The organism is Brachybacterium sp. EE-P12 (assembly GCF_003711805.1).
GTDB lineage: Bacteria > Actinomycetota > Actinomycetes > Actinomycetales > Dermabacteraceae > Brachybacterium.
The window spans coordinates 282,725-307,395 of the sequence record NZ_QXCP01000006.1; the positions used below are offsets into that span (position 1 = coordinate 282,725).

The window sequence follows — 24,671 nt, forward strand, 5'->3', positions numbered from 1 at the left end:
TCGACGGTGAGCTGGGTCATGTCGTCTCCGACGCCCCCGAGCTCCGCGGCAGCCTCAAGACGTCGGCGCGAGCAGCACCGCGAAGGTCCCCAGGGTGCGCTCGAGCTCGACAGAGGGCTCGAGCAGCCACTGGATCTGCAGGCCGTCGGACGCCGCGATGAGCAGAGCCGCCATGTCGGCGGGCTCGACGTCGTCGCGGAGACGCCCGGCGGCCTGCTCCTCGGTGAAACGCCGCGTGAGCTCCTCGCGGATCCGGGCGAAGCGGGCGCTGAAGAACTCGTTCGAGGGCGTGCCCTCGGCGGCCAGCGCCGAGGCCACCAGCGTCGTGTACAGCTCGACCATCCCGGGCACGCCCGCGTTGAGCATCGCGGCCTCGACGAGGACGTCGACCGTGGAGGACGAGTCGCCCTCGCGGTGCGGGCGCTGCGACTCCTCGTGCTCGTAGACGGCCACCAGCAGCTGCTCGCGCGAGTCGAAGTAGTGCAGCAGCGCCGCATGGGACACGCCGATCATCGCCGCGATGCGGCGCAGCGACGTGCCGTCGGCGCCGCGCTCGCGGAACACCTGCGCCGCCCGCTCGAGGATCTCCTGCCGCCGGGCGACGCCCTTCTCGTACGAGCCGGCGTGCCCGATCACGCGCTGCGACGGATTCTCCTCGCTGGTCATGCGTCGATCCTAACGAGCGCGGGGCAGGATCCCGGTCCTCTCCACGAGGCGGTCGGCTCAGATGTCGCGGAAGGTCTCGATCCGCGCACCGAGCCTGTTCAGCCGCTCGGCGAGGTCCTCGTAGCCGCGGTTGATCACGTAGATGTTCCGCAGCACGGAGGTGCCCTTCGCCGCGAGCATCGCCAGCAGGATCACGACCGCGGGACGCAGCGCCGGCGGGCACACCAGCTCCGCCCCGGACCAGCGCGTCGGACCCTCGATCAGCATCCGGTGCGGATCCATGAGCTTCACGTTCGCGCCGAGCTTGGTCAGCTCGGTGAGGTAGATCGCGCGGTTCTCGTACACCCAGTCGTGCAGCATCGTCTGCCCCTGGGCGGTCGCCGCGATCACGGCGAAGAAGGGCAGGTTGTCGATGTTCAGGCCCGGGAAGGGCATGGGGTGGATCTTGTCCGCCGGAGCGCGCAGATCGCTGGGATGCGTGGTGATGTCCACGAGGCGGGTCTTGCCGTTCTCGGCGAGGTACTCCTCCGAGCGGTCGTAGCGCAGCCCCATCTCCTCCAGCAGCGCGAGCTCGATCTCCATGAACTCGATCGGCACGCGGCGCACCGTGATCGAGGAGCGGGTGACGATCGCGGCGGAGATCAGGCTCATCGCCTCGATCGGGTCCTCGCTGGGCGCGTACTCGACGTCGGTCGAGATCGCGGAGGTGCCGCGGACGACGAGGGTCGTGGTGCCGATGCCCTGGATGCTCACGCCGAGCTCCTCGAGGAAGAAGCACAGGTCCTGGACCATGTAGTTCGGGCTCGCGTTGCGGATGATCGTCTCGCCCTCGTAGAGGGCGGCGGCGAGCAGCGCGTTCTCGGTGACGGTGTCGCCGCGCTCGGTGAGGACGATCGGGCGGGTGGGCCCGGTGCCGGCCGCGGTGGTCGCCTGGTAGGTGTGGTCGGTCGCGACGACGTCGAGGCCGAAGTGCCGCAGGGCCGTCATGTGCGGCTCGACGGTGCGCGTGCCGAGGTCGCAGCCCCCGGCGTAGGGGAGTTGGAACTTCCCCGCGCGGTGCAGCAGCGGGCCCAGGAACATGATGATCGAGCGGGTGCGTCGGGCCGCGCCCTCGTCGATCGCGGAGAGGTCGAGGGTCGCGGGGACCCGCAGCTCGAGATCGTTGTGATCGTTGAGCCAGGTCGCCTTCACCCCGATCGAGGTGAGCACCTCGAGCAGACGGTTGACCTCCTCGATCCGGGCGACCTTCCGCAGCACCGTGGTGCCGGTGTTCAGCAGCGAGGCGCACAGCAGCGCGACCCCGGCGTTCTTCGAGGACTTCACGTCGATCGCCCCGGAGAGCGTGGTCTCGCCGTGCACGCGCAGATGGCTCGGGCCGGGCGTTCCCATGCCCACGATCTCGGAGTCCAGCGCCTGCCCGATCCTCGAGATCATCTCGAGGGTGAGGTTCTGCTGCCCCTTCTCGATGCGGTTGACCGCGCTCTGGCTGGTGCCGAGGGTCGAGGCGAGCTCGGCCTGCGTGAGGCCGGACTGCTGGCGCGCATCGCGCACCAGGGCCCCGATCCGAGGGAGGACGTCCGTGGTCTCAGTCATGGCCCGACAGTAACTCGCATATGAGATACGTGCAGGTGATCGCGGTGCGGTTCTCGTCACGTCAGCCGATGACCAGCGCGTCGTCCGTCTCCGAGGGCCGCGGGAGGTCCTCGACGTGACCTCCCACCCGGTAGGAGCGGGAGGGATCGAAGGGGGCGAAGCGAAGCGGCATCCCCGCCTCTCTCGGAGTGCGGTCGGCCTTGCGGTTGTTGCACTCCTTGCAGGCCGAGACGAGGTTCGTCCACGAGGACGGCCCGCCGCGGGAGACCGGCTGGATGTGGTCCACGGTCGCCAGGAGGGCCTCGCGAGCGGGGGTGCGCGAGACGCTGCGCCCGCAGTACGCGCAGGTCCAGTGGTCCCGCTCATGGACGGCCCGGTAGCTGAACCCGACGGAGCGCCGTCCCGCGCCCTCCACCCAGGCACCGCTCAGCTCGCGCGTCAGCTCGAGCGCGGTGGGCACGATCCGCTCCTCGACGAGCGTGAGCTCGACGGGTGCGGCGACCTCGCGACGGATCATCCCCATCGCGTGGCGGACGGTCGTGGTGTGCAGCAGCTCGCCGATCCCGGTCTCCGGGTCGTAGCCGAGGTTGTAGACCCTCACCTGCGGCATCGATGCACCTCCTGTCGTCGCGCGCCGCGCATGCCGCGGCCCGGGGGCGGGAGGAGCTCGTGGACCGAGCCCCTCCAGTATCCACGGGCCCCGGTCCCGCTTCCAGGCATTTCCCGTGGACGGCGGGGGACGGGCCCCTAGACTCCGTGCATGGACGTGGAGATTCTCGAGCTGGTCGCCGTCGTGGCCGTGCTCGTGATCGTCGCGGCCTCCTATTTCGCCTCGAAGTTCGGCCTGGCCACCCCGATCGTGCTGGTGGTGCTCGGCCTGGGGCTGAGCCTGCTGCCGGGGATGCCGCACATCGAACCCGACCCCGAGCTGATCCTGGCCGTCGTGCTGCCCCCGCTGCTGTACTCGGCCGCGGTGAACATGCCGGTGGTCGACTTCCGCCGCGACCTGCGCACCATCGGGGCGCTGTCGGTGGTGCTGGTGCTGGTCTCCGCCTTCGGCACCGGGGCGCTGCTGTGGTGGATCTTCCCCGACCTCGGCTTCGCCGCGGCGGTCGCCGTGGGCGCCGTGATCAGCCCGCCGGACGCGGTGGCCGCGACCTCGATCGGCAAGCGGCTCGGCCTGCCGCCTCGCCTGCTGACCATCCTCGAGGGGGAGGGCCTGGTCAACGACGCCACGGCGCTCGTGCTGCTGCGCACCGCCGTGGCCGCGACGGCGGGGGCCTTCTCCTTCTGGGAGGCGGCCGGCTCCTTCGCCTACGCGGTCGCCGTCGCGGTGGTCATCGGAGCAGTGGTGGGCGCGGTCGCAGTGCAGGTCCGCTCCCGCATCGCCCAGCCCACCCTGACCACGGCGATCTCCTTCGTCGTCCCCTTCCTCGCGTTCCTGCCGGCCGAGTCCGCCGGCGCCTCGGGGGTCCTCGCCGTGGTCGCCGCCGGGCTCGCCACCGGGGCGAGCGGCGTGCGGCGCCTGAGCGCCCCGGACCGCAACGCCGAGCGCATCAACTGGCTCACCGCCCAGATGCTGCTCGAGAACGGGGTGTTCCTGCTGATGGGGCTGCAGCTGCGCGCCCTCGTGGTCGACGTCCAGGGAGCCGGCCTCTCCGTCGCCGACTCCGTGTGGATCGGCCTGGCGATGGTGGCGGCGCTCGTGGTGATCCGGGGCGTGTTCGTCGCCCCGGTGATCCTCACCGCGCGCAGGCGCCGCTCCGGGCACGAGGAGAAGGCGCGGAGGTTCGAGGAGATCCTCACCCAGGTCTCGAACGACGAGCGCTTCCAGCAGCATCCCCGCGGCGCCCGCATTGAACGGTGGCTGCAGCGCAACCAGGCCGACGCCCGGTTCTACGCGGGCAACGGCCTGGGCTGGCGGGGCGGGGCGGTGCTCGCCTGGTCGGGCATGCGCGGCGTGGTCACGCTCGCCGCCGCGCAGTCGCTCCCGCTGGACTTCCCCTACCGCTCCCAGCTGATCCTGCTCGCCTTCGTGGTGGCGCTCGTGACGCTCGTGGGACAAGGCGGGACGCTGCCGCTGCTCATCCGGGTGCTCGGGATCCGCGGCACCGACCAGGAGACGGCGCACCGCGAGCTCTCGCTGCTGCTCGGCGAGATGCGCCAGGCCGCGACCGGGCAGGTCCTCGACAACCCCGACCTGCACCGCCGCGACGGCGAACGCTTCGACGACGAGGTGCTGGAGAAGGTGCGCGCCCTCTACTCCCGCCGCGACGAGGCCGTCCCCCAGGCGAGCGCCGACACGCTCGGCGCCCAGATCCCGGAGCTGAACCAGCTCCTGCTCGAGGTGGAGCAGGACGCGCTGAACGAGGCGCGCTCGATCGGTGCCTACGACTCCCGCACCATCGCGGCCGCCCAGCGCGTGCTCGACGCCGCCGCCACGCGGCGCGGCGCGCACTGATGCCGCGACGCTGGCACGGCGCGGCGCGGGGCGTCATGCTGGGGACATGGCCCAGGAGGAGCACGAGCAGGCGGAGCGGGAGCAGCTGCTGTCCGAGTACGGCGCCCGACGCCTCGCGACGGACGCCGACGCCCCCGCCGCCGAGGAGATCCGCACCCTGGAGACCCTGCTGCGGCTGAAGGCGGATCGGCTCGGCAGCCCCTCCCCGGGGCTGTGGACCGCGCAGCAGACCCGTGCGCTGCTCACCGACGTCGTGCCCCGCACCGTCGTCCAGCCCCGCGAGCAGCTCATGGACATGGTCCCCGCGCTGCGGCGCCTGTTCGGCTTCCTCGACGAGACGGGTCGCTGGGAGGCGGGGTCGATGCGGCGGGAGGAGGTGCCGCAGCTGCTGGACGAGCTCGAGTTCGCGGCGCTCGAGGCGGCCGACGACCCCACCCGCCGGTCCTGGTCCACGAACGTCCTCGGCCACGGGCTCGCTCTGGGCGTCGACCTCGAGGACCAGGACGAGCTCGCGGACTACCTGCACTGGTTCCACGCGCTCCCGGACCGGGAGCGGCTCGCCATCTCGGGGACCGGGCGCCTCGAGCGGCCCTCGGCGCCCTTCGATCCGCTGCGGGAGCGTGCGCAGCGACTGCGGGACGAGGAGGAGGACGCCTGGCCGTGGTTCCTGCCCCCGCTCGAGGACGACGGCCGGCCGCTCGGCGAGCTCGACGCGCAGGACGACGTCGACGCCTACCTGGACTGCCCGCTCGTGGTGCGTGCGGGGATCGTGCTCGAGGCCGTGGGGGAGGGCTGCCGCGCCACGGCGACGGGCGGCCTCGGACGGGCCGAGACCGAGGCGCTGCTGGAGCGGCTGGGCCTCGCCGCCGGCGCCCGCAGCCTCTGGGACCGTCCGGAGCTCGCTGGTGTGTGGACCACCCTGCTGGACGGAGGCTGGCTCGAGCTCACCGGAGGCACGGTCCGCGCCGTGCCGGGGCCGGTGCCCGCCGCAGGGCCGGAGGACGGCGAGGCGTTCGTGGAGTTCGGGCATGCGGTGATCACGGCCGCGCTGCTGGGCCGGGAGGCGCGCAGCGCGGAGGACGGCGGCTTCCGCGGCATGCCGGACACGATCGCCGCGCTCCTCGTCGCCTGCGGGGAGAACGGGCTGCGCCTGCCGCCCGGGCCGGAGCGCTCCCCGGGGGCGCGGGACGGCGCCGCTCTCGCGGGCCTTCTCCGCGTGCTGCACGATCTCGGCGACCTCGTCGACTGCGGGGTGCTCACCCACGAGGACGGGATCTTCCGCGGCGGTCCGGCGGTGATGCTCGCGCTGGTCGGGCTGCTGCGTCGCGACTGACCTCGGAGACGTCCGGAATGTGAGCTGTTGCACAGTTGTCCGCTCTGCTCTGCGGTGAGGGCATGGCCACTCCCGGTGCCCGCCCGTCCGTCCCGCCGTCCGCCGCCTCCGGATCCTCGCCATCACCGTCGTCGGCGCCCTCGCCGTGCTCGCGTTCCTCGCGTCCCTGCTGATCGGCGGCCCGACGGGGGAGACGCTGAACACCGTCGCCGGCGGGCTCGGGATCGTGTGCGCCGCGATCGGCGTGCTTCTTCCGCTGACCAGCAGCTGAGGATCGACCGACGCCGACGACCGGCTCCGTCGCGCGGTGGGCGCCGACGCCGCAGCGCCCCCTGGCGCGCCCCCAGCCTAAGCCCTGGTGGGGGGCTTGCGGCAAGGCCCCCTCGGGACGTCAGACTCTCCCCTCGCATCGCGACGCCGCGCGATGCGTCCGACCCGGAACCTCAGGGGAGCCATGCCGACACAGACCACCGCCGCGCGCGGCCCGCACACACTCTTCGACCTTCCCGCGCGGCTCGCCGCCAAGGCCGCGCCCCGTCGCATCGCCGACGACGAGGAGCAGCTGCACCGGATCGACCTCGCGCTCGAGGCCGCCTTCGCCGCGACCGAGCGCGAGCTCGCCGCGGACCTGGCGCGCGGTGCCGACGGGGCCCAGGGCCGCGTCGAGCGCGAGGCGCGGGTCGACCACGCACGACGACGCCTGCGCGGACTGGAGGGGATCCGTGACGGCGCGGTGCTGGGGCGGATGATCCCGGCCGACGGCTCTCCCGCCCTCTACATCGGACGGCGCGGGGTGCACGACGCCGAGGGACGGGTGCTGATGATCGACTGGCGCACCGAGGCGGCGCGCCCCTTCTTCGCCGCGACGCGCGCCGAGCCCCTCGGCCTCGCCTCGCGCCGCCGCTACCGCTGGGCCGGCGGCCTCGTGCGGGACTACTGGGACGAGGTGCTCGACCCCGGAGCGACGGCGCACGCGCCCGAGGCGCTCAGCCCCGACGAGGACTCCGCCCTGCACGAGCTGCTCGGCCGCGCGCGCACGACGCGGATGGACAGCATGCTGGGCACCCTCGCCGCGGAGCAGGACGCGATCGTCCGGGCACCGGCGCGGGGACCGCTCGTCGTCGACGGCGGACCCGGCACGGGCAAGACCGTCGTCGCGCTGCACCGTGCGGCCTACCTGCTCCACGAGGACCCGCACCTCGCGGGAGGCCGGGGAAGGCTCCTCGTGGTGGGCCCCCATCGGCCCTATCTCCACCACATCGCCGACGTCCTGCCGGGGCTCGGCGAGGAGGGGGTGCTCACCCTGCACCCTCGTCGAGATGGTCCCCGAGGGCGAGCATGCTGCGCCGGAGGACGACGCCGCGCTCGCGAGGCTCAAGGGCGGCGCCGGGATGCTCGCAGCGATCGAGCGCGCGGTCGCGCTCCACGAGCGGCCCCCGCAGGAGACGCTGCTCCTCGAGACCCCCTGGGGCGTCGTCCACCTCGACGCGGCCGACTGGGGCGACGCCTTCGCCGCCGCCACGGGCCTGCCCCATGACGAGGGGCACGATCCGATCCTGGAGGAGCTCTCCGAGATCGTCTCGTCACGACTGGACGCGGAGCGCGGACGGTCGGTCGCCCCCGAGGAGGTGCGCTCGGCGCTCGAGCGGGACGAGGAACTGCGGCAGGAGCTGCGGAGCAGCTGGCCCCTGCTGGGAGCCGACGACCTCCTCGCCGAGCTCTACACGTCCCCCGAGCTCCTCGGGCGCTGCGCCCCGGACCTCTCCGCGAAGCAGGTCCGCTCCCTCCAGCGCACGGAGCCGCGCGAGTGGACCCTCTCCGACCTGCCGCTGCTGGACGCGGCCCGCCACCGTCTGGGCGATCCCGAGACGGAGCAGGAGCGGAGCCGCGGCCGAGCCCTGCAGCAGGACCTTCTGGAGGAGGTGGAGTTCGGCCTCGAAGAGATGATCGCCACGGACTCCTCCGAGATGCAGGTGCTGTCGATGCTGCGCGGCGCCGACATGCAGCAGGCCCTCGCGGACCGGGCGGTGGTCGACGTGCCGCCGCCGGACCGGCTCTCCGGTCCGTTCGCGCACATCGTCGTCGACGAGGCGCAGGAGCTGGACCTCGCGCAGTGGGCGATGGTGACGCGGCGCTGCCCCTCCCGCAGCCTGACGCTCGTGGGGGATCCGGCCCAGTCCGGGCAGGGGGACGGCGGCTGGGACGGCCTCCTGGGGCCGGTCGGGCTGACGGGGGCGCGCATCGCACGCCTCGGCCTGAACTACCGCACCCCCTCCGAGATCATGGACGTGGCGGCTGAGGCTCTGCACGAGGCCCGTCCCGGGGCAGAGGTGCCGCTGTCGATCCGCAGCACCGGGGTGCCCGTGCGCCACGCTTCCCTCGAGCGGCTCCGGGAGGAGCTGGACGCCTGGCTGGGGAGTCATGCGGAGGGCACCGTCGGCGTGCTCGGGGCCGAGCACGTGCTCGACGTGCTCGCGGGGACGGTTCGGCGGGCCGGGCCCCGGGTCCGCGCCCTGACCCCGGATCTCTCCCGCGGCCTCGAGTTCGACCTCGTGGTGCTCGCGCGCCCGGACGCCCTCGGGGCGGGGGCGTCCGGGGCCGCGGCGCGCTATGTCGCGATGACCCGGGCGACGGCCGAGCTGCTGATCCTCGCGGACCCGGTCACCCCGTGAGGGCGGACTGCGGGGTCGAGATCAGCGCACCCCGCGCATGGCCCGACCGACGGGCTTCGCCACCAGCAGCATGAGCACGCCGATCGTGATGGTCACGGCGCCGAGGGTGCCGAAGTAGCCGACCTCGTTCTCGGCGGAGTAGAAGCCCGCGAGCGCGCCGGAGAGCGCGGTGCCCAGCGCCACCGACAGGTTGTACAGCGCCATCATCATCACCGGGTAGGAGCGCGGCGCGAGCTTCGTGGCCAGGGAGAGGCCGACGGGGGAGAGCCACAGCTCGCCGACCGTCGCCACCAGCATGATCATCCCGATCCACAGCACCGGCACCGAGACCACGGCGGCCATCGGCAGGAACAGCAGGAAGGCCGAGCCCATGAGCATGATGCCCACGCCGAACTTGCGCGGAGTGATCGGCTGGCGGGTGCCGAGCTTCGTCCACAGCGCCGCCATCACGGGGGCGAGCACGATGATGAAGAAGGGGTTGAAGGACTGGACCCAGGAGATCGGCATCTCCCAGCCCAGGATCTCGCGGTTCAGCCGCGTGTCCGAGTACAGGGTGATCACCGTGAACTGCTGCTGGAACAGCGCGAAGAACGCAGCGGTGCCGATGAACAGCGGGATGAAGGAGAGCACGCGCGAGTGCTCGTCGGCGTCGAGCTTCTTCGAGGCCAGCAGGATCGCGAAGATGACGATCGCGCCGAGGACCGACAGGCCCGCTACGACCGTGGCGAGGTTCCCGGCGTTGAGCACGCCGGTCACGGCCAGCAGCACCACGAGCACGACGACGCCGAGGCCGATCAGCGCCCAGAGGGGACGCTGCGCACGGGGGAGCGGATCGGGCACGGAGTGCACGCTCTCGGGCAGGCCCTTGCGGGTCAGCACGTACTGGAGCAGGCCCACGGCCATGCCGACGGCGGCGAGGCCGAAGCCGAGGTGGAAGCCCCAGAGCTGCTGCGCGAGACCGGTCACCAGCGGGCCGATCAGACCACCGATGTTGATGCCCATGTAGTAGATGGAGAAGCCGGCGTCGCGGCGCGGGTCGTCCCGCGTGTACAGGGAGCCGACCAGGGTGGCCGCGGTCGACTTCAGACCGCCCGAGCCCACGCCCACGAGCAGCAGGCCGAGCCCGAGGCCGACCACGCCGGGTACGAGCGCGAGCGCGATGTGGCCGAACATGATCATCACGGCGGAGGAGAAGAGCGTCTTCTCGGGGCCGAGCAGGCGGTCCGAGACCAGCGCGCCGAGGATCGAGAAGAGGTAGACGGAGCCGCCGTACGCGCCGACGATGCCGAGGGCGACGTTCTCGTCGATGCCGAGACCGCCGTCGGCCGCGGCGAAGTACATGTAGATCGCGAGGATGCCCTGCATGCCGTAGAAGCTGAAACGCTCCCACAGCTCGACGCTGAAGAGGTTCGCGAGCGGGCCGGGCTGGCCCATGAAGCTGCGTCCGCTGGGGTTGTGCGCCTCGGGCGTGTCGGCGGGCTCCGCGGCGACCCCGCCGCCGGCGCCGCCGACGGGGTCAGAGGGCGCGGGCGTGGGAGCTGAGGCTGTCGGAGGATTCACGGTGGTTCATCCTGCGCCACGGACCGTCACCGTGCAATGCAGCAGCGGGTGGGTGTGAGGTGACAGTCGTCGGGCGAAATGCGCGCTCCGCGGCCTCGCGGTGCGCACAATGCGTGATCCGATCGGTCAGATCGTCGGGTCGGCGGGCAGGGCGGGGGCGAGGTCCGGCATCGTGCGGATCCCGAACTCGCGCCGCAGCACGCGTCGCGCGGCGTGCCATCCGGACATGCCGTGCACGCCGGGACCGGGCGGGGTCGCCGAGGAGCACAGGTACCAGCCGGTCCCGCCGAGGCGATAGGGGTCCGGCAGCGGGGTGGGGCGGGCGATCATCCGCGCCATCGTCACCCGGCCCAGGGAGATGTCCCCACCCAGCAGCGCGGGGTTGTGCTGCTCCATCTCGGCGGCGGGGACGGCGCGGGAGGCGACGACGAGGTCGCGGAAGCCGGGGGCGAAGCGCTCGATCTGCGAGGTGATGCGCTCGGTGGGATCGGTCGGGTCGCCCTGCGGCGCGTGCGCGTAGGTCCACAGCGGCCGCAGCCCGTCCCGGATCCGGCTCGGGTCGGCGACCGCGGGATCGCTGACGAGAGTGAGGGGGCGGCGCGGGAAGCGTCCCGCGGCGACCTCCGCCTCGGTGGTCGCCATCTCCTCGCGGGTCCCGCCGAGGTGCTGGGTGCCGGCGCGGCCGACCTCCGCGTCCCGCCAGGGGACGGGCCCGGACAGGACGAAGTCGACCTTCGCGGCGGCGTCCCCGCGCGGGGTGCGGCGCAGCATCGACTCGAGGGAGCGGGGGAGCCGGGCTCCGAGGATCTCGGCGGCGACGGGCGCGGGGGCGTCCAGCAGCACGGCCGTGGCCGGCGGCACGTCGCGCCAGCTGCGCACGCGGTGCCCCGTGGTCAGGGTGCCGCCGTGGGCGCGGAGGTCCGCGAGCAGCGCCTCGGTGATCGACTGCGATCCGCCGACGGGCACCGGCCAGCCCTCGCCGTGGGCGATCGTCGCCAGGAGCGCCGCGGTGCCGCCGCTGAGGGCGAGGGAGGGCAGGCGCCCGATCGCATGGGCGGCGACCCCGGTCAGCAGGGCGCGGGCGCGCTCGGTGCGGAAGGGGAGGGACCAGGCGGGGGTGCCCTGCAGGGCCAGCAGCGAGGCGAACCGCGCCGCGACGGGCACGGCGCGCGGGGTGCGCAGGGCGGGGGGCAGCGAGCGCTTGTCGCCGAGGGCGAGCTCGACGACGAGGTCCTGCTCCCGGGCGAGGGCACCGAGCGTCGCCCGCCAGGCGGGTCCGTCGGCCCCGAGCCCCTCGGCGGTGCGCTCGGCGTCGTGCCAGGCGATCGCGGCGGGCTCGTCGTCCAGCGGCTGTGCGTAGGAGGCCTCGGGCGCGACCGTCCGCACGCCGCGGGAGGCGAGGTCGAAGGCGGCGAAGAAGGGGCTCGCGAGGGCGAGCGGATGCACGGCCGAGCAGATGTCGTGCACGATGCCCGGGGCGAGGCCGAGGTCGAGGGTGCGTGCACCGCCGCCCGGCGTGTCCTCCGCCTCGAGCACGTGGACCGCGAGGCCCGCCCGGGCGAGGGTGACCGCGGCGGCGAGGCCGTTGGGGCCCGAGCCCACCACGACGACGTCCGCCTCCGAGGTCGGGTGCGCGCTCATGACGGCCAGCCTAGACCGGTCGGGCGGCGGGACCGCGAGCGATCGTCCCGAGGCGTGGACGACGACCGTGCCCATATTTACGTGACATCGAAGTAGCGTAATGTGGTGAGCATGCAGACCACCGCTTCGCAGACCGCTTCCCCCCAGGCCCAGGGCGCTGCGCCCGCCGAGCGCCGAGCTCGCAAGAACCGCCCGCAGGCGGTGCTCGAGGTGCTGGGCAAGACCCGCATCTCCCCGCGCCTGCTGCGCCTCACCCTGGGCGGCGAGGGCTATGCGGCGCTGAACCGCAACGAGCAGACCGACGCCTACGTGAAGCTGCTGATCGCCGATCCGCACTCCGGGCTGACCCCGCCCTACGACCTGGACGCGCTGCGGGAGAGGAGCCCGGAGCTGCTCCCCACCCGCCGCACGTACACGGTGCGCCGCTGGGACGATGCGGCGCAGCGGATCGACATCGACGTGGTCCTGCACGGCGAGCCGGGCGACGAGGGCGTCGCGGCGCGCTGGGCGGACGAGGCCCAGCCCGGCGACCTCATCGCGATGAACGGCGCAGGCGGCGGCTACTCCCCGTCCCCCGAGTCCACCCGCCACCTCCTGATCGGCGACCACGCCGCCCTGCCCGCGATCGCCGCCGCGCTCGAGTCGATGGAGCCGGACGCCCAGGGGCTCGCGCTCATCCACCTCGACCACGAGGAGGACGTGCTCGACCTCGTCCACCCCGAGGGCGTCGAGCTGCGCTGGGTGCTCGGCCCGCGCGAGCAGCTCCTGGACGAGGTCGGCGCGCTCGACCTCTCCGACCCGGCCGGGCTGGGCGTGTTCTGCCACGTCGAGCGCGGCATCACCAAGCAGCTGCGGCGCCTGCTGGTCAAGGAGGCCGGCATCCCGCGTGACCAGATCTCGATCTCCGCCTACTGGGCGCTGGGCCGCATCGAGGACCAGTTCCAGGCCGAGAAGCGCGAGCCGGTCGGCGCCATCGACACCGACGACTGACGGCGGTCCCGCCCCGCGCCGCAACATTTCGTCACGCTCCTGGGCGCCGTGCCCCGGCGTGCCCCACGATGGTGCTCATTCGCCGCGGGTGATCGCGGAGAGCACGACCGAGGAGGCCACATGAGCACGGCAGGGATCCATGCAGGCTGGGCGGCGAGCGACTGCCATCGCTCGCTGACCCCGCCGATCTATTCCTCGAGCGCCTACGCCCAGCCCGACCACGCCGCGCTGCGCGCCCTCTTCGAGCGGCGGGCCGACGGCTTCGCGTACTCCCGCTCGGGCAACCCGACCACCGCGGTGCTCGAGGAGCGGATCACCTCGCTCGAGGGCGGCATCGGCGCGATCGCCGTCGCCTCCGGACAGGCTGCGACCACCATCGCCCTGTGCGCCCTCGCCGCCCCCGGCGGGCACGTCGTCGCCTCCTCCCGCCTCTACGGCGGGACCACCGAGCTGCTCGACGACACCCTCGCCGACCTCGGCGTGACCACCACCGTCGTGGATCCCTGGGACCTCGACGCCTGGGAGGCGGCGTTCACCGAGGACACGCGCGCCGCGATCGTCGAGTCGATCGCGAACCCCGGCGCACAGCTGCTGGACCTCGACGTCCTCACCGACATCGCGCACCGCCGCGACGTGCCCGTCATCGTGGACTCGACCCTCGCCAGCCCCGCCCTCTACCGGCCCGGCGAGCACGGTGCGGACGTGGTGGTGCACTCCGCGACGAAGTACCTGTGCGGGCACGGCACCACGATCGCCGGGCTGATCGTGGACACCGGCCGCTTCGACCCGAGGCGATGTCCCCAGCGGTGGGAGCGGCTGACCACCCCGAACCGTCGCTTCGGCGTGACCTTCGCCGACGAGTACGCGAGCGGCGCCTCGGGACTGCTCGCCTACGCCCGCGCCAAGTACGTCACCGACCTCGGGGCGACCCTGCCCGCCACCAGCGCCCAGCAGATCCTCGTCGGCATCGAGACCCTCGACCTGCGGCTGCGGAAGATCAGCGCCGATGCCGTCGAGCTCGCCGGCCGCCTCGCCGCCGCGCCCGAGGTCGCCCGCGTCCATCACCCCAGCATCCCGGGTCGCCCCGATGCGCACCTCGCCGCCCGGGACTTCCCGCGCGGCACCTCGGGCGTGTTCTCGATCGACCTGCACGGCGGCGAAGCCGCCGCGGCCGCCTTCTGCGATGCTCTCGAGCTGTGGGCGCTCGCCGTGAACCTCGGCGACGCCCGCTCGCTGGTCTGCCATCCGGCGAGCACCACCCACTGCCATCTCACCTCCGCCCAGCGCGAGGCCTGCGGGGTGGGGACGGGGACGGTCCGGCTCAGCGTCGGCCTCGAGGACCTCGAGGACCTCTGGGCGGATCTCTCCCGGGGCCTCGCCGCGGCCCGCGACGCCCTCCCGGAGGCCGCTGCGATCGGGGCGTGAGCCTGCTCGCTCCGGGGAACACCGGCCGCGCCTGAGCTGTTGGACCGGGCATGAGGGCTCTCGACGCGGTGGTGATCGGTGCCGGCCAGGCCGGGCTCTCCGCCGCCCATCACCTGCAGCGCCGGGGCGTGCGTCAGGTCGCCGTGCTCGATGCCGAGGACGGGCCCGGAGGGGCCTGGCGACACCGCTGGGACAGTCTGACCATGGCCACCGTCAACGGGATCCGCGAGCTGCCGGACATGCCCGTGCCCGAGGCCGACGACGCGACGCCCGCCAACATCGCCGTGCCGGACTACTTCGCGCGGTTCGAGGAGCGCCGAGGGCTCGACGTCCAGCGCCCGGTGCGGGTCACCCGCGTCGAGGACGACCCGTCGGCCCCGCCCGGTCCGTGGCAGCCGCTCCTGGTGCACTCGGTCGGCGCCGACGGCCGCGAGCTGCCCGTGCTGCGCACCCGCGCGGTGCTGAACGCGACCGGCACCTGGACGCGCCCCTTCGTCCCGGCCGTCCCCGGCGCCGAGAGCTTCCGCGGCAGGCAGCTGCACACCGCCGAGTACGTCGCAGCGGAGGAGTTCGCCGGTCAGCACGTCGGCATCGTCGGCGGCGGGATCAGCGCCCTCGGCCACCTGCAGGAGATCGCCGAGGTCGGGCAGACCTCCTGGTACACCCGGCGCGAGCCCGTGCTGCGCGAGCGGGAGTTCACCGAGGAGGCCGGGCGCGAGGCCGTCGCCGGGGTGTGGGACGCGGTGCGGGAGGGGCGGCCCGTCGGCAGCGTCGTCTCCCACACCGGACTGGTGTGGACGCCCGCGCTGCGGCGCGCCGCGCAGCGCGGGATCCTCGAGCGTCGCCCGATGCCGCGCCGGATCCTGCCCGGCGGGGTGCTCGAGTCCGACGGGACGCGCACGGCGCTGGACGCGATCCTGTGGGCGACCGGCTTCCGGCACGAGCTGCGCCACCTGCGTCCGCTGCGCCTCGTCGGGCCTCTCGGCGGGATCGCCATGGACGGCACGGCCGTCGCCGCGGATCCGCGCATCCACCTCGTCGGCCACGGCCCCGGCGCCTCCACCATCGGCGCGAACCGGGCGGGCCGCGCCGCGGTGAACCGCCTGGTGAAGGACCTCGACCTCGAGCTCGCGCCCGCCTAAGGTGCCGGACATGAGCACCGAGAGCACCGAGCACCCCGAGGCCGCCGCCCTGCCCGCACTGCCGACGGAGGGGGTGCGGCGCGTCCTGTGCGTCGTCGCCCATCCCGACGACATGGAGTACGGGACCTCCGCCGCCGTGGCCGCCTGGACCGGGGCGGGCATCGAGGTGACCTATCTGCTGCTGACCCGCGGCGAGGCCGGGATGGCCGAGGCGCCCGAGGTGGTGGCGCCGCTGCGGGAGCGGGAGCAGCGCAGCGCCTGCGCGCGCGTGGGCGTCGAGGACCTCAGATATCTGGACCACCCCGACGGGATGCTCGAGCACTCCCTGACGCTGCGGCGCGACATCGCCCGTGTGATCCGCCAGGTGCGCCCCGAGCTCGTGCTCACCGCGAACTTCGAGGTCGAGGCCTACGGGAGCCTGAACCAGGCCGACCACCGGGCCGCAGGCCTCGCCGCCGCCGACGCCTGCCGGGACGCCGCGAACCCGTGGGTGTTCCGCGAGCTCGCGGAGCGCGAGGGACTCGCCGCCTGGGAGGCCCGGGCGCTGCTCGTGGCCGGGCACCCCGCACCCACCCACGCCGTGGCGGTGGGGGAGGGCGACATCGCGGCGGCGGTCGCCTCGCTGCAGGCCCACGAGGCCTATCTCGCGCACGTGACCGGGCATCCCGCGCCGGAGGAGTTCATCCCGGAGATCCTGCGCGAGGGCGGAGCAGCCGCGGGCACGGACCACGCCGTCGTGCTGCGTGTGCACGAGGTCTGAGCGCAGGACCGAACGGTCGGCCGACCCCTGGCCGTCCAGCGCACGGGCTCCTACGGTGGGGAGGTCAGGCAGGATCCGCCACGGAAGGACTCTCCCATGACCACGACCATGCACGACGGACTCTCCCTCGAGCAGGTCCCCGAGCTCGCCGCCCAGCTGCGGGTCGACTCGATCCGCTCCTCGACCGCCGCCGGCTCGGGGCATCCCACCTCCAGCCTGTCCGCCGCCGACCTGCTGGCCACCCTCATGTCGCGCCATCTGCGCTACGACTGGGACGCTCCCGACGCCCCCGGCAACGACCACCTGATCTTCTCCAAGGGGCACGCCTCCCCGCTGCTGTACTCCGTGTTCAAGGCGGCGGGCGTCGTCTCGGACCAGGAGCTCATGGAGGGCTACCGGCGCTTCGACCAGCGGCTCGAGGGGCACCCCACCCCGGTGCTGCCCTGGGTCGACGTGGCCACCGGCTCGCTCGGCCAGGGGCTGCCCGACGGCGTCGGCATCGCCCTGGCCGGCAAGGAGCTCGAGCAGGCGCCCTACCGCGTCTGGGTGCTCACCGGTGACAGCGAGCTCGCCGAGGGCTCGATGTGGGAGGCCCTGGCGACCGCGTCCCACTACGGGCTCACGAATCTCGTCACGATCGTCGACGTGAATCGCCTCGGCCAGCGCGGCGAGACGGCGCTCGGCTGGGACATGGACGCCTATGCCGCCCGCGTCCAGGCCTTCGGCGCGCAGGCGGTGGTGATCGACGGGCACGACATCGGCGAGATCGACGCCGCCCTCGCGCGCGCCGACGGCGAGCTCGAGCGCCCCCTGGTGGTCCTCGCCCGCACCGTCAAGGGCAGGGGAATCCCCGGGGTCGAGGACGAGGAGGACTGGCACGGCAAGCCGATGCCCGCGGAGCGCGCCGAGGAGGCGGTCTCCTCCCTCGGCGGGGAGCGGTCGCTGCAGGTGCGCGGTCCGCGGCCGCCCGAGGTCGAGCGCCCTGCGACGAGGCGCGGGCGCGTCGAGCTGCCGACCTTCGAGCTGGGGGAGGAGCTCGCCACCCGCAAGGCCTACGGGCCGGCCCTGAGCGCTCTCGCCGACGTCGATCCGCGGGTGGTGGCGCTGGACGGAGAGGTCTCGAACTCCACCGGCGTCGCCGACTTCGTCGAGGCCCATCCTGAGCGGTTCTTCGAGATGTTCATCGCCGAACAGCAGATGGTGGCCGCCGCCACCGGCCTGTCCACCCGCGGGTACATCGCCTACGCCTCGACCTTCGCGGCCTTCCTCACCCGCGCGGCCGACTTCATCCGGATGGCCCCGGTCTCCCGCGCGGACCTGCGGCTCGTCGGCTCCCATGCGGGGGTCGAGATCGGTGCGGACGGTCCCTCCCAGATGGGGCTCGAGGACCTCGCGATGATCGCCGCCACCCAGGGCTCCACCGTGCTGTACCCCAGCGACGCCACCTCGACCGCGGCGCTCGTGCTCGCGATGGCGGACCTGTCCGGCGTGAGCTATCTGCGCACCACCCGCGGCGGGCGGCCCGTGCTCTACGGGCCCGAAGAGGCGTTCCCGGTGGGCGGGTCGAAGACGCTGCGCCGCTCGGAGGCGGACGCGGTCACCCTGATCGGCGCCGGCGTCACCCTCCACGAGGCGCTCGCCGCCGCCGACCTCCTGGCCGAATCCGGGGTGTCCGCGCGGGTGATCGACGCGTACTCGGTCAAGCCGATCGACGGAGTCGCGATCCGTGAGGCCGTCGCCGCCACCGGCGGGCGTGCGGTCGTCGCGGAGGACCACCACCGCGAGGGCGGTCTCGGCGCCGCGGTGCTCGCGGCGCTCGCCGAGGAGCCGGTCAGGGATCTGCAGCTCACGCATCTCGCGGTCGACGGGGTGCCCGGCTCGGGCACCACCGCCGAGCTGCTGGAGTGGGCGGGGATCGACGCGGCCCACATCGCTCGGGCGGCGCAGGCGGCGCTGGAGAGCTGAGCCGCCGCAGAGCCGTCAGGCCTTCCGGGCAGCACGCCCCAGCTCGAGCGAGTCCATGTCCTCCAGCTCGCGGTCCTTCGTCTCCGGCACCCACCGCGCCACGAACAGCAGACTCAGCAGGGCGAACGCGGCGTACAGGCCGTAGGCGAAGCTCAGCCCGATCTCCGACAGCGTCGGGAAGGTGGCCGAGACCGCCCAGTTCGCTCCCCACTGGGCGGCGGCCGCGACGGCGAGCGCGGAGGCGCGGATCCGGTTGGGGAAGATCTCGCCCAGCAGCACCCACACCAGCGGACCCCAGGTGGTGCCGAAGAACATCACGAAGGCGTTGGCGCTGATCAGCGCCACCGTGGACCACGGATCGGGCAGCGAGACCGACTCGGCCCCTGCGGCGACCTCGCCGAAGGAGAAGGCCAGCGCCATGAGCCCCAGCGACACGGTCATGCCGGCGGAGCCGACCAGCAGCATGATCCGCCGCCCGACCCTGTCCACCAGCAGGATCGCGATGATCGTCGCGACGATGTTCATCACCGAGGTGATGGTGGAGGTCAGCAGTGCCTGCGACTCGTCGAAGCCGACCGACTGCCACAGCGTGGTCGAGTAGTAGAAGATGACGTTGATGCCCACGAGCTGCTGGAACAGCGACAGAGCGATGCCGAGCCAGACGATCGGCTGCAGCCCGAATCGGCCGCCGAGCAGGTCGCGCAGGCTCTCCTTCTGCTCGCGTTCGAGCGAGTGCCGGATCTGCTCGATCTTGAGGTTCACGTCGAGCTCGCCGGTGAAGTCGTAGAGCACCTTTGAGGCCTTGTCAGTCTCGCCCTTGCCGATCAGGTAGCGCGGGGACTCCGGCAGGAACAGCGCCATCACCCCGTAGACCGCCGCCGGCGCCGCCTCGATCATGAACATCCAGCGCCAGGCCGCGACCCCGAGCCAGTAGGACTCCGCCGCACCGCCCGCGGTGTTCGCGATCAGGGCGTTGGACAGGAGCGCCGCGAAGATGCCCAGCACGATCGCGAGCTGCTGCAGTGATCCGAGCCGCCCGCGGAACCTCGCCGGTGCGACCTCGGCGATGTAGGCGGGGGCGATCACGCTCGCGGCCCCGACGCCGAGCCCGCCCACGACGCGCCAGATGATCAGGTCCCACACCCCGAACGCGAGGCCCGAGCCGATCGCGGAGACGAAGAAGAGGATCGCGGCGATGATCATCACCGGGATGCGGCCGAAGCGGTTGGCGAGGCCGCCGGCGAACCAGGCTCCCACGGCGCAGCCGAGCAGAGCGGAGGAGACCGCGAAGCCGGTCAGCCCGGCCCCGAGCGAGAACTCGTCCGACAGCGCGCCGACGGCCCCGTTGATCACCGAGGTGTCGAAGCCGAAGAGGAAGCCGCCGACCGCAGCCGCGATGCTGATCCCGACGACCTTCGGGTTCAGCGTCTGTGCCTGTGCTGGTGAGCTCATGGGGACCATCTCCTCCGCGATGTCGTCCGGCGCGTCGTGCACGTGGCGGTCACCGTACACCTCCAGGTCCCGGGGAGGGCGACGCCTCAGGTGGAGCGGCGCACCAGCTCGGCGCAGCCGTCGAGGACGGCGAGGATCCCGCGGTGCTGCCAGACGCGGTTCCGCGACCGGCCGGTCGCCTCCTGCAGCACACCCGCCTCGGTGAGCTGGGCGAGGGCGCGCTGGGCCGACATGGCGGGGACGCCGAGCACCTCGCGCAGGTGGGCGGCGTTCACGATCGGCTGCCCCACCAACAGCGGCAGGATCCGCCAGGCCAGAGCGTGCCTGCGCACTCCCGCCAGACGTTCCCGGTCCGCTTCCAGCTGCGCGGCGAGCTCGTCCACGAGACGGGTGCCGGTCACGGCGGCGAAGCGCGCGGCGCGGGCGAACTCCTCCACGATCGGACGGGCGTCGCCGGCGCGGAAGGCAGTCAGCGCGCCGGTGCAGGCCTCGAGATCGGTGAGCAGGCCGGCAGAGACAGGAGCGGTGGTGCCCATCAGGCCCTGGCCTGCGAGCATCGCATGGACGAGGGCCCTGCCCGTGCGCCCGTTCCCGTCGGTGAAGGGGTGGATCGTCTCGAACTGCGCGTGCGCGATCGCGGCGTGGAGCAGGACGGGGAGGTCACGCGTCCCGTGACCCCGCCGCTCGAGATCAGGCCTCGCCGGCGGCCTCGGCCTCCAGCCGCTCCAGCTCCTGCTCGGCGACGGCGGGGTCGAGCTTGACGAAGATCGGGGTGGGCTTCGCGACGGCCTGCCCCACCACGACCGGACGGTGCTCCCAGGCGGGGACCCCGGTGTAGTCGCCGGTGATGATCGGGTAGCCGGGGCCGCCATCGAGGTCCTCGACCTCCTCGATGCGGGGCATCGGGGCGATCTCCCGGTCCCCGCCGAGCGCCTTCTCCACGGCGTTGGCGGAGCCGGGCAGGAAGGGGGCGAGCATCGTGTTGAGGTCCGTGACCGCCTGCGCGAGCACGTGCAGCACCGTGAGCAGGCGCGGGCGCTGCTCCTCGGCCTTCATCTTGAACGGCTCGGTGCGCGAGACGTACGCGTTCGCCTCGCCCACCAGGCGCATGATCTCGGCGATCGCGGCGCGCTGGCGGTGGGCCTCGATGAGCTTCCCGACCGTCGTGAAGCCCTCGCGGATCTGGTCGAGCAGTGCGGTGTCGACCTCCTCGAGCTCGCCCGCCGCCGGGATCTCCCCGACGTTCTTCGCGATCATCGCGGCGGTGCGGTTGACGAGGTTGCCCCAGCCGGCGACCAGCTCGTTGTTGGTGCGGGAGACGAAGTCGACCCAGGTGAAGTCGGCGTCGTGGTTCTCCGGGCCCGCGGCCGAGATGAAGTAGCGCAGCGCATCGGGCTGGTAGCGCTCGAGCACGTCGCGCACGTAGATGACGATGCCCTTGGAGGAGGAGAACTTCTTGCCCTCCATCGTGAGGAACTCCGAGGAGACCACCTCGGTGGGCAGGGTCAGCTCGCCGAAGCGGCCGGGCTCGCCGCCCTTGTCGCCCTTCCCGTTCTGCGCGATCATCTCCGCCGGCCAGATCTGCGAATGGAAGACGATGTTGTCCTTGCCCATGAAGTAGTAGGCGAGGGTCTCGGGATCGTTCCACCAGCGGCGCCACGCCTCCGGGTCGCCCTGGCGGCGCGCCCACTCGATCGAGGCGGAGAGATAGCCGATCACGGCGTCGAACCACACGTACAGGCGCTTGGTGGGCTGGTCCTCCCAGCCCGGCACCGGGATGCCCCAGTCGATGTCGCGGGTCATCGCACGAGGCTTGATGTCCTCGAGGATGTTCTGGCTGAAGCGGATCACGTTCGGGCGCCACAGGCCCGTCGCCTCGCGCTCGTCGAGCCAGCGGCCGAGCTCCGCGGCCAGCGCCGGCAGGTCCAGGAACCAGTGGGAGGTCTCGATGAACTCCGGGGTCTCGCCGTTGATGCGGGAGACGGGGTCGATGAGGTCGGTCGGATCGAGCTGGTTGCCGCAGTTGTCGCACTGGTCGCCTCGCGCCCCGGCGGCGCCGCAGATCGGGCAGGTGCCCTCGATGTAGCGGTCCGGCAGGGTGCGACCGGTCGACGGGGAGATCGCGCCCGAGGTGGTCTGCTCGATCATGTAGCCGTTGTCCCGCACGGCCACGAACATGTCCTGCACCACCTGGTAGTGGTTGCGGGTGGTGGTGCGGGTGAACAGGTCGTAGCTCAGCCCCAGGGCGACCAGGTCCTCGACGATGAGGCGGTTGTTGCGGTCGGCGAGCTCCCGCGCGGTCACGCCCTCCTTGTCGGCCTCGACGAGGATCGGGGTGCCGTGCTCGTCGGTGCCGGAGACCATGAGCACGTCGTGGCCCGCCATCCGCATGTAGCGCGAGAAGACGTCGGAGGGGACGCCGAAGCCGGCGACATGGCCGATGTGGCGGGGACCGTTGGCGTACGGCCAGGCGACCGCGGACAGGACTGTGCTCATGGGATCCGATTCTAGGGGAGTCGGGGAGCGGGGCGGCCCGCGGCGTGCGCACGATGCAGCACCGCCTGCCATCCGCACTGCGCCGCCGCCTCGACGTGGCGCTGCGAGTCGTCCAGGAACGCGATGCTCGCCGGCGGGATCTCCTCGCCGAGGACCTCGCCGATCCGCCGTCGGGCCCGGGCGTAGGCCGCGGGCTCGGGCTTGGCGGCCCCGAGGTCCGCAGTGTTCAGCAGGAAGCGACGGTCGACCCCGACGACGTCCTCGAGTCCGAGCTCGGCGAGCTCCTCGGGGACGCGGTCCGTGCCGTTGGTCAGCACGAACACGGCGGTGCCGGACGCGCGCAGCTCGAGCAGTGCCGATCGCACCCGCGGGTCGACCGTCGCCGGGGTCCGCGCCCACCGGTCCACAGCCTCACGGGCGGCGGCGGGCGCACTCCCCGCCACCACGAGCTGCTCCGCGGCGAGCTCGCGCCAGCGCGCATGGGTGCCGCGTCCCCGCACCACCTCGTCGAGATAGGGATGGCCGAGGATCGCGCTCATGCTCGTCCCCGCGGCGGTGCCGGTCATCGCGTCGAGCTCGTCCCACAGGGCCGGGTCGAAGACGCGCAGCACCCCGTCCAGGTCCGAGACCACCACCCGGATCCCGTGGACGGCGACGAGCTCTCGCAGGGTGAGCAGGGGATCGGCGGGAACCGTGCCGTCGGAGGCCATCTCGACATCGTAGGCGCGGCGAGGCCTGGTGACACGAGAATTCTCGTGACGTCGAGCCGCGCTCCGACCTACTGTGGGTCGCATGACGACCTGCTTCCTCGGCATCTGCGCCATCGCGCGCCCCCGCGCCCGCCGCTGACGGCGGCGCCCCACCACCATTCCGCGCTGCCGTCCGGACCTCCACCGGGCGGCGCTCCGCCGTGCCCGGTGACACCCACCACCGGAAGGCACCCGACCATGACCCTGCGCACCGATCCGCGCACCGCCAGCCACCTCCGCGCCCGCGACCTGCGACTCTCCCGCGGCGGACGCGTCCTGCTCGCCGAGCTCGACCTCACCCTCGCCCCCGGCGGCGTGCTCGCCGTGGTCGGCGAGAACGGACGCGGCAAGACCACGCTGCTCGAGGCGCTCGCCGGAGCGCTCGAACCCGACGCCGGGACCGTCGAGCGCCACGGCTCGATCGGCGTGGTGCATCAGGAGCTGGCCACCCATGACCAGCGCGGGCCCCGCACCGTCGGCGCTCTGCTCGATGCGCTGCTGGCCCGGCCCCTGTCGGCCCTGCACGAGCACGATGCCGCCGCCGAGGCGCTCGCCGACGGCACCGTCGCCTCGGCGCGTCGCTACGACGCCGCGCTCGCCCGCGTCGTCGCCCTGGACGCCTGGGAGGCGCCGCGTCGCCTCGAGGCGGCCCTCGAGGAGGTCGGCGCCGTCACAGATCGCGAACGGCCGCTCCGCTCGCTGTCCGTGGGACAGCGGTACCGGGTGCGGCTCGCCGGCGTCATCGCCGCCCGCGACGAGATCCTGCTGCTCGACGAGCCCACCAACCACCTCGACGCGCGCGGCCTCGCCCATCTCACGCGGGCGCTGCGCGAGCACCCCGGAGCGGTCGCGCTGGTCTCGCACGACCGCGCGCTGCTCGAGGACGTCGCGACCACCGTGCTCGACCTCGACCCGACGGAGGACGGGCGCCCGCTCCTCGTCGGCGGCGGGCTCGAGGAATGGGAGCGCACCCGCCGACGCGCCCGCGCCGCCTGGGAGGACGCCTACCGGGCCCAGCAGGAGGAGCACCAGCGCCTCCAGCAGGAGGCCGCTGCGGCCCGCTCGCGCCTGACGACCGGATGGCGACCGGACAAGGGGACCGGCAGGCATCAGCGGCAGTCTCGCGCCCCGGGCACCGTGCGCGCCCTGAACGATCGCCTGACCCGGCTCGAGGAGCACCGTCTGGACGTGCCGCCCCCACCGCCGCGACTGACCCTGCCCGACTCCTCCACCGCAGCGGGGACGCCGCTGCTGCGGGCCGATGCCGTGCGGGTGGACCGGGACGGGCCCGACGGCGTCCCGGACCCGGCGGCCCCGCCGCGGCTGCCCGGGACCACGCTGCGGCTCGAGGGCGGGAACCGGCTGCTGGTCGTCGGGTCCAACGGGGCCGGCAAGACCACGCTGCTGCGCGTGCTCGCGGGCGAGCTGCCGCCGAGCTCCGGCGCGGTGCGGGTGCTCGGCCGTGCCCGACTCTCCCTCCTCGCCCAGGAGGACGAGCAGACGGAGCCGCGGCGCGGCAGCCCGGGGGAGCGGCGGCGACGCTCGCTGTCCCGTCTCTTCGCCGAGCGGCCCGACGTGCTCCTCCTGGACGAGCCGACCAATCACCTCGGCATCAGCGGCGTGGACGACCTGCTGGACGCGCTGGAGCGCACGCCGTCGGCCGTCGTCGTCGCCAGCCACGACCGCACCGTGCTCCGACGCCTCGCGCACTGGCCGCGGCTGGACCTCGACGTGGCAGGGCGGGCAGGAGTCGATACGCTGTGACC

General features: G+C 73.2%; 20 protein-coding genes and 1 pseudogene. 11 read left to right on the forward strand and 10 right to left on the reverse strand.

Features of this window, described 5'->3' with window-relative positions:
* Window positions 1–54: 54 nt before the first annotated feature.
* The 3 genes from D1648_RS10805 to D1648_RS10815 all read right to left on the reverse strand — a co-directional run bounded on the left by D1648_RS10805 (window position 55) and on the right by D1648_RS10815 (window position 2,869).
* Window positions 55–666, reverse strand: coding sequence for a TetR/AcrR family transcriptional regulator (locus D1648_RS10805; RefSeq protein WP_122941612.1), 612 nt, complete (start codon window positions 664–666; stop codon window positions 55–57).
* Between the two features lie 57 nt (window positions 667–723).
* Entirely contained in the window at window positions 724–2,259 is a 1,536-nt protein-coding gene (locus tag D1648_RS10810; protein ID WP_122941614.1) for a UDP-N-acetylglucosamine 1-carboxyvinyltransferase, read from the reverse strand.
* Window positions 2,260–2,320: 61 nt separating this feature from the next.
* Complete coding sequence (locus tag D1648_RS10815; RefSeq protein WP_122941616.1) at window positions 2,321–2,869, reverse strand: HNH endonuclease; 549 nt, start codon at window positions 2,867–2,869, stop codon at window positions 2,321–2,323.
* 150 nt (window positions 2,870–3,019) lie between these two features.
* Here D1648_RS10815 and D1648_RS10820 point away from each other — a divergent pair, with 150 nt between their 5' ends.
* The 5 genes from D1648_RS10820 to D1648_RS18235 all read left to right on the forward strand — a co-directional run bounded on the left by D1648_RS10820 (window position 3,020) and on the right by D1648_RS18235 (window position 8,725).
* Window positions 3,020–4,720: a sodium:proton antiporter gene (locus D1648_RS10820; RefSeq protein ID WP_122941618.1), complete on the forward strand. Its 1,701-nt coding sequence runs from the start codon at window positions 3,020–3,022 to the stop codon at window positions 4,718–4,720.
* Between the two features lie 46 nt (window positions 4,721–4,766).
* Window positions 4,767–6,053, forward strand: coding sequence for a hypothetical protein (locus D1648_RS10825; RefSeq protein WP_241155446.1), 1,287 nt, complete (start codon window positions 4,767–4,769; stop codon window positions 6,051–6,053).
* Between the two features lie 145 nt (window positions 6,054–6,198).
* Window positions 6,199–6,324: a hypothetical protein gene (locus D1648_RS18390; RefSeq protein ID WP_255414291.1), complete on the forward strand. Its 126-nt coding sequence runs from the start codon at window positions 6,199–6,201 to the stop codon at window positions 6,322–6,324.
* Window positions 6,325–6,507: 183 nt separating this feature from the next.
* A complete protein-coding gene (locus D1648_RS18230; protein ID WP_241155447.1) occupies window positions 6,508–7,590 on the forward strand; it encodes a UvrD-helicase domain-containing protein in 1,083 nt (360 codons plus the stop codon).
* A 385-nt stretch (window positions 7,591–7,975) separates the two neighbouring features.
* A complete protein-coding gene (locus D1648_RS18235; RefSeq protein WP_370239791.1) occupies window positions 7,976–8,725 on the forward strand; it encodes a UvrD-helicase domain-containing protein in 750 nt (249 codons plus the stop codon).
* Window positions 8,726–8,746: 21 nt separating this feature from the next.
* On the opposite strand, the gene D1648_RS10835 is transcribed toward D1648_RS18235, so the two are convergent.
* Together D1648_RS10835 and D1648_RS10840 are read right to left on the reverse strand one after the other, a co-directional pair.
* Window positions 8,747–10,159: a peptide MFS transporter gene (locus tag D1648_RS10835; RefSeq protein ID WP_122941870.1), complete on the reverse strand. Its 1,413-nt coding sequence runs from the start codon at window positions 10,157–10,159 to the stop codon at window positions 8,747–8,749.
* 252 nt (window positions 10,160–10,411) lie between these two features.
* Entirely contained in the window at window positions 10,412–11,926 is a 1,515-nt protein-coding gene (locus D1648_RS10840; RefSeq protein ID WP_122941621.1) for an NAD(P)/FAD-dependent oxidoreductase, read from the reverse strand.
* Between the two features lie 111 nt (window positions 11,927–12,037).
* On the opposite strand from D1648_RS10840, the gene D1648_RS10845 reads away from it, so the two are divergent.
* The 5 genes from D1648_RS10845 to D1648_RS10865 all read left to right on the forward strand — a co-directional run bounded on the left by D1648_RS10845 (window position 12,038) and on the right by D1648_RS10865 (window position 18,208).
* Window positions 12,038–12,916, forward strand: a complete 879-nt coding sequence (locus D1648_RS10845) for a siderophore-interacting protein (protein WP_122941623.1) — start codon at window positions 12,038–12,040, stop codon at window positions 12,914–12,916.
* 120 nt (window positions 12,917–13,036) lie between these two features.
* Window positions 13,037–14,341 carry an O-acetylhomoserine aminocarboxypropyltransferase/cysteine synthase family protein gene (locus D1648_RS10850; RefSeq protein ID WP_122941625.1) on the forward strand — a complete coding sequence of 435 codons (1,305 nt, stop codon included), beginning with the start codon at window positions 13,037–13,039 and terminating at the stop codon, window positions 14,339–14,341.
* Window positions 14,342–14,391: 50 nt separating this feature from the next.
* Window positions 14,392–15,483 (forward strand): FAD-dependent oxidoreductase, encoded by a 1,092-nt coding sequence (locus tag D1648_RS10855; protein ID WP_122941628.1) that lies wholly within the window; start codon window positions 14,392–14,394, stop codon window positions 15,481–15,483.
* 10 nt (window positions 15,484–15,493) lie between these two features.
* Window positions 15,494–16,243 (forward strand): PIG-L deacetylase family protein, encoded by a 750-nt coding sequence (locus D1648_RS10860; protein WP_122941630.1) that lies wholly within the window; start codon window positions 15,494–15,496, stop codon window positions 16,241–16,243.
* 96 nt (window positions 16,244–16,339) lie between these two features.
* Complete coding sequence (locus D1648_RS10865; RefSeq protein WP_122941632.1) at window positions 16,340–18,208, forward strand: transketolase; 1,869 nt, start codon at window positions 16,340–16,342, stop codon at window positions 18,206–18,208.
* Window positions 18,209–18,223: 15 nt separating this feature from the next.
* Here D1648_RS10865 and D1648_RS10870 read toward each other — a convergent pair whose 3' ends face one another.
* The 5 genes and pseudogenes from D1648_RS10870 to D1648_RS10885 all read right to left on the reverse strand — a co-directional run bounded on the left by D1648_RS10870 (window position 18,224) and on the right by D1648_RS10885 (window position 22,866).
* The gene (locus D1648_RS10870; protein ID WP_122941872.1) at window positions 18,224–19,669 is read right to left on the reverse strand and encodes a sugar porter family MFS transporter; all 1,446 of its coding nucleotides are present in this window, start codon (window positions 19,667–19,669) and stop codon (window positions 18,224–18,226) included.
* Window positions 19,670–19,746: 77 nt separating this feature from the next.
* Entirely contained in the window at window positions 19,747–20,217 is a 471-nt protein-coding gene (locus D1648_RS10875; protein WP_241155464.1) for a hypothetical protein, read from the reverse strand.
* 6 nt (window positions 20,218–20,223) lie between these two features.
* A pseudogene (locus tag D1648_RS18435) lies at window positions 20,224–20,322 on the reverse strand (Fic family protein); the annotation flags it as partial.
* Window positions 20,323–20,350: 28 nt separating this feature from the next.
* Window positions 20,351–22,156, reverse strand: a complete 1,806-nt coding sequence (gene metG / locus D1648_RS10880) for a methionine--tRNA ligase (protein ID WP_122941634.1) — start codon at window positions 22,154–22,156, stop codon at window positions 20,351–20,353.
* Window positions 22,157–22,167: 11 nt separating this feature from the next.
* Complete coding sequence (locus D1648_RS10885; protein WP_122941636.1) at window positions 22,168–22,866, reverse strand: HAD family hydrolase; 699 nt, start codon at window positions 22,864–22,866, stop codon at window positions 22,168–22,170.
* Between the two features lie 237 nt (window positions 22,867–23,103).
* Between D1648_RS10885 and D1648_RS10890 the strand changes: the two genes are divergently transcribed.
* A complete protein-coding gene (locus tag D1648_RS10890) occupies window positions 23,104–24,669 on the forward strand; it encodes an ATP-binding cassette domain-containing protein (RefSeq protein ID WP_122941638.1) in 1,566 nt (521 codons plus the stop codon).
* Window positions 24,670–24,671 lie beyond the last annotated feature (2 nt).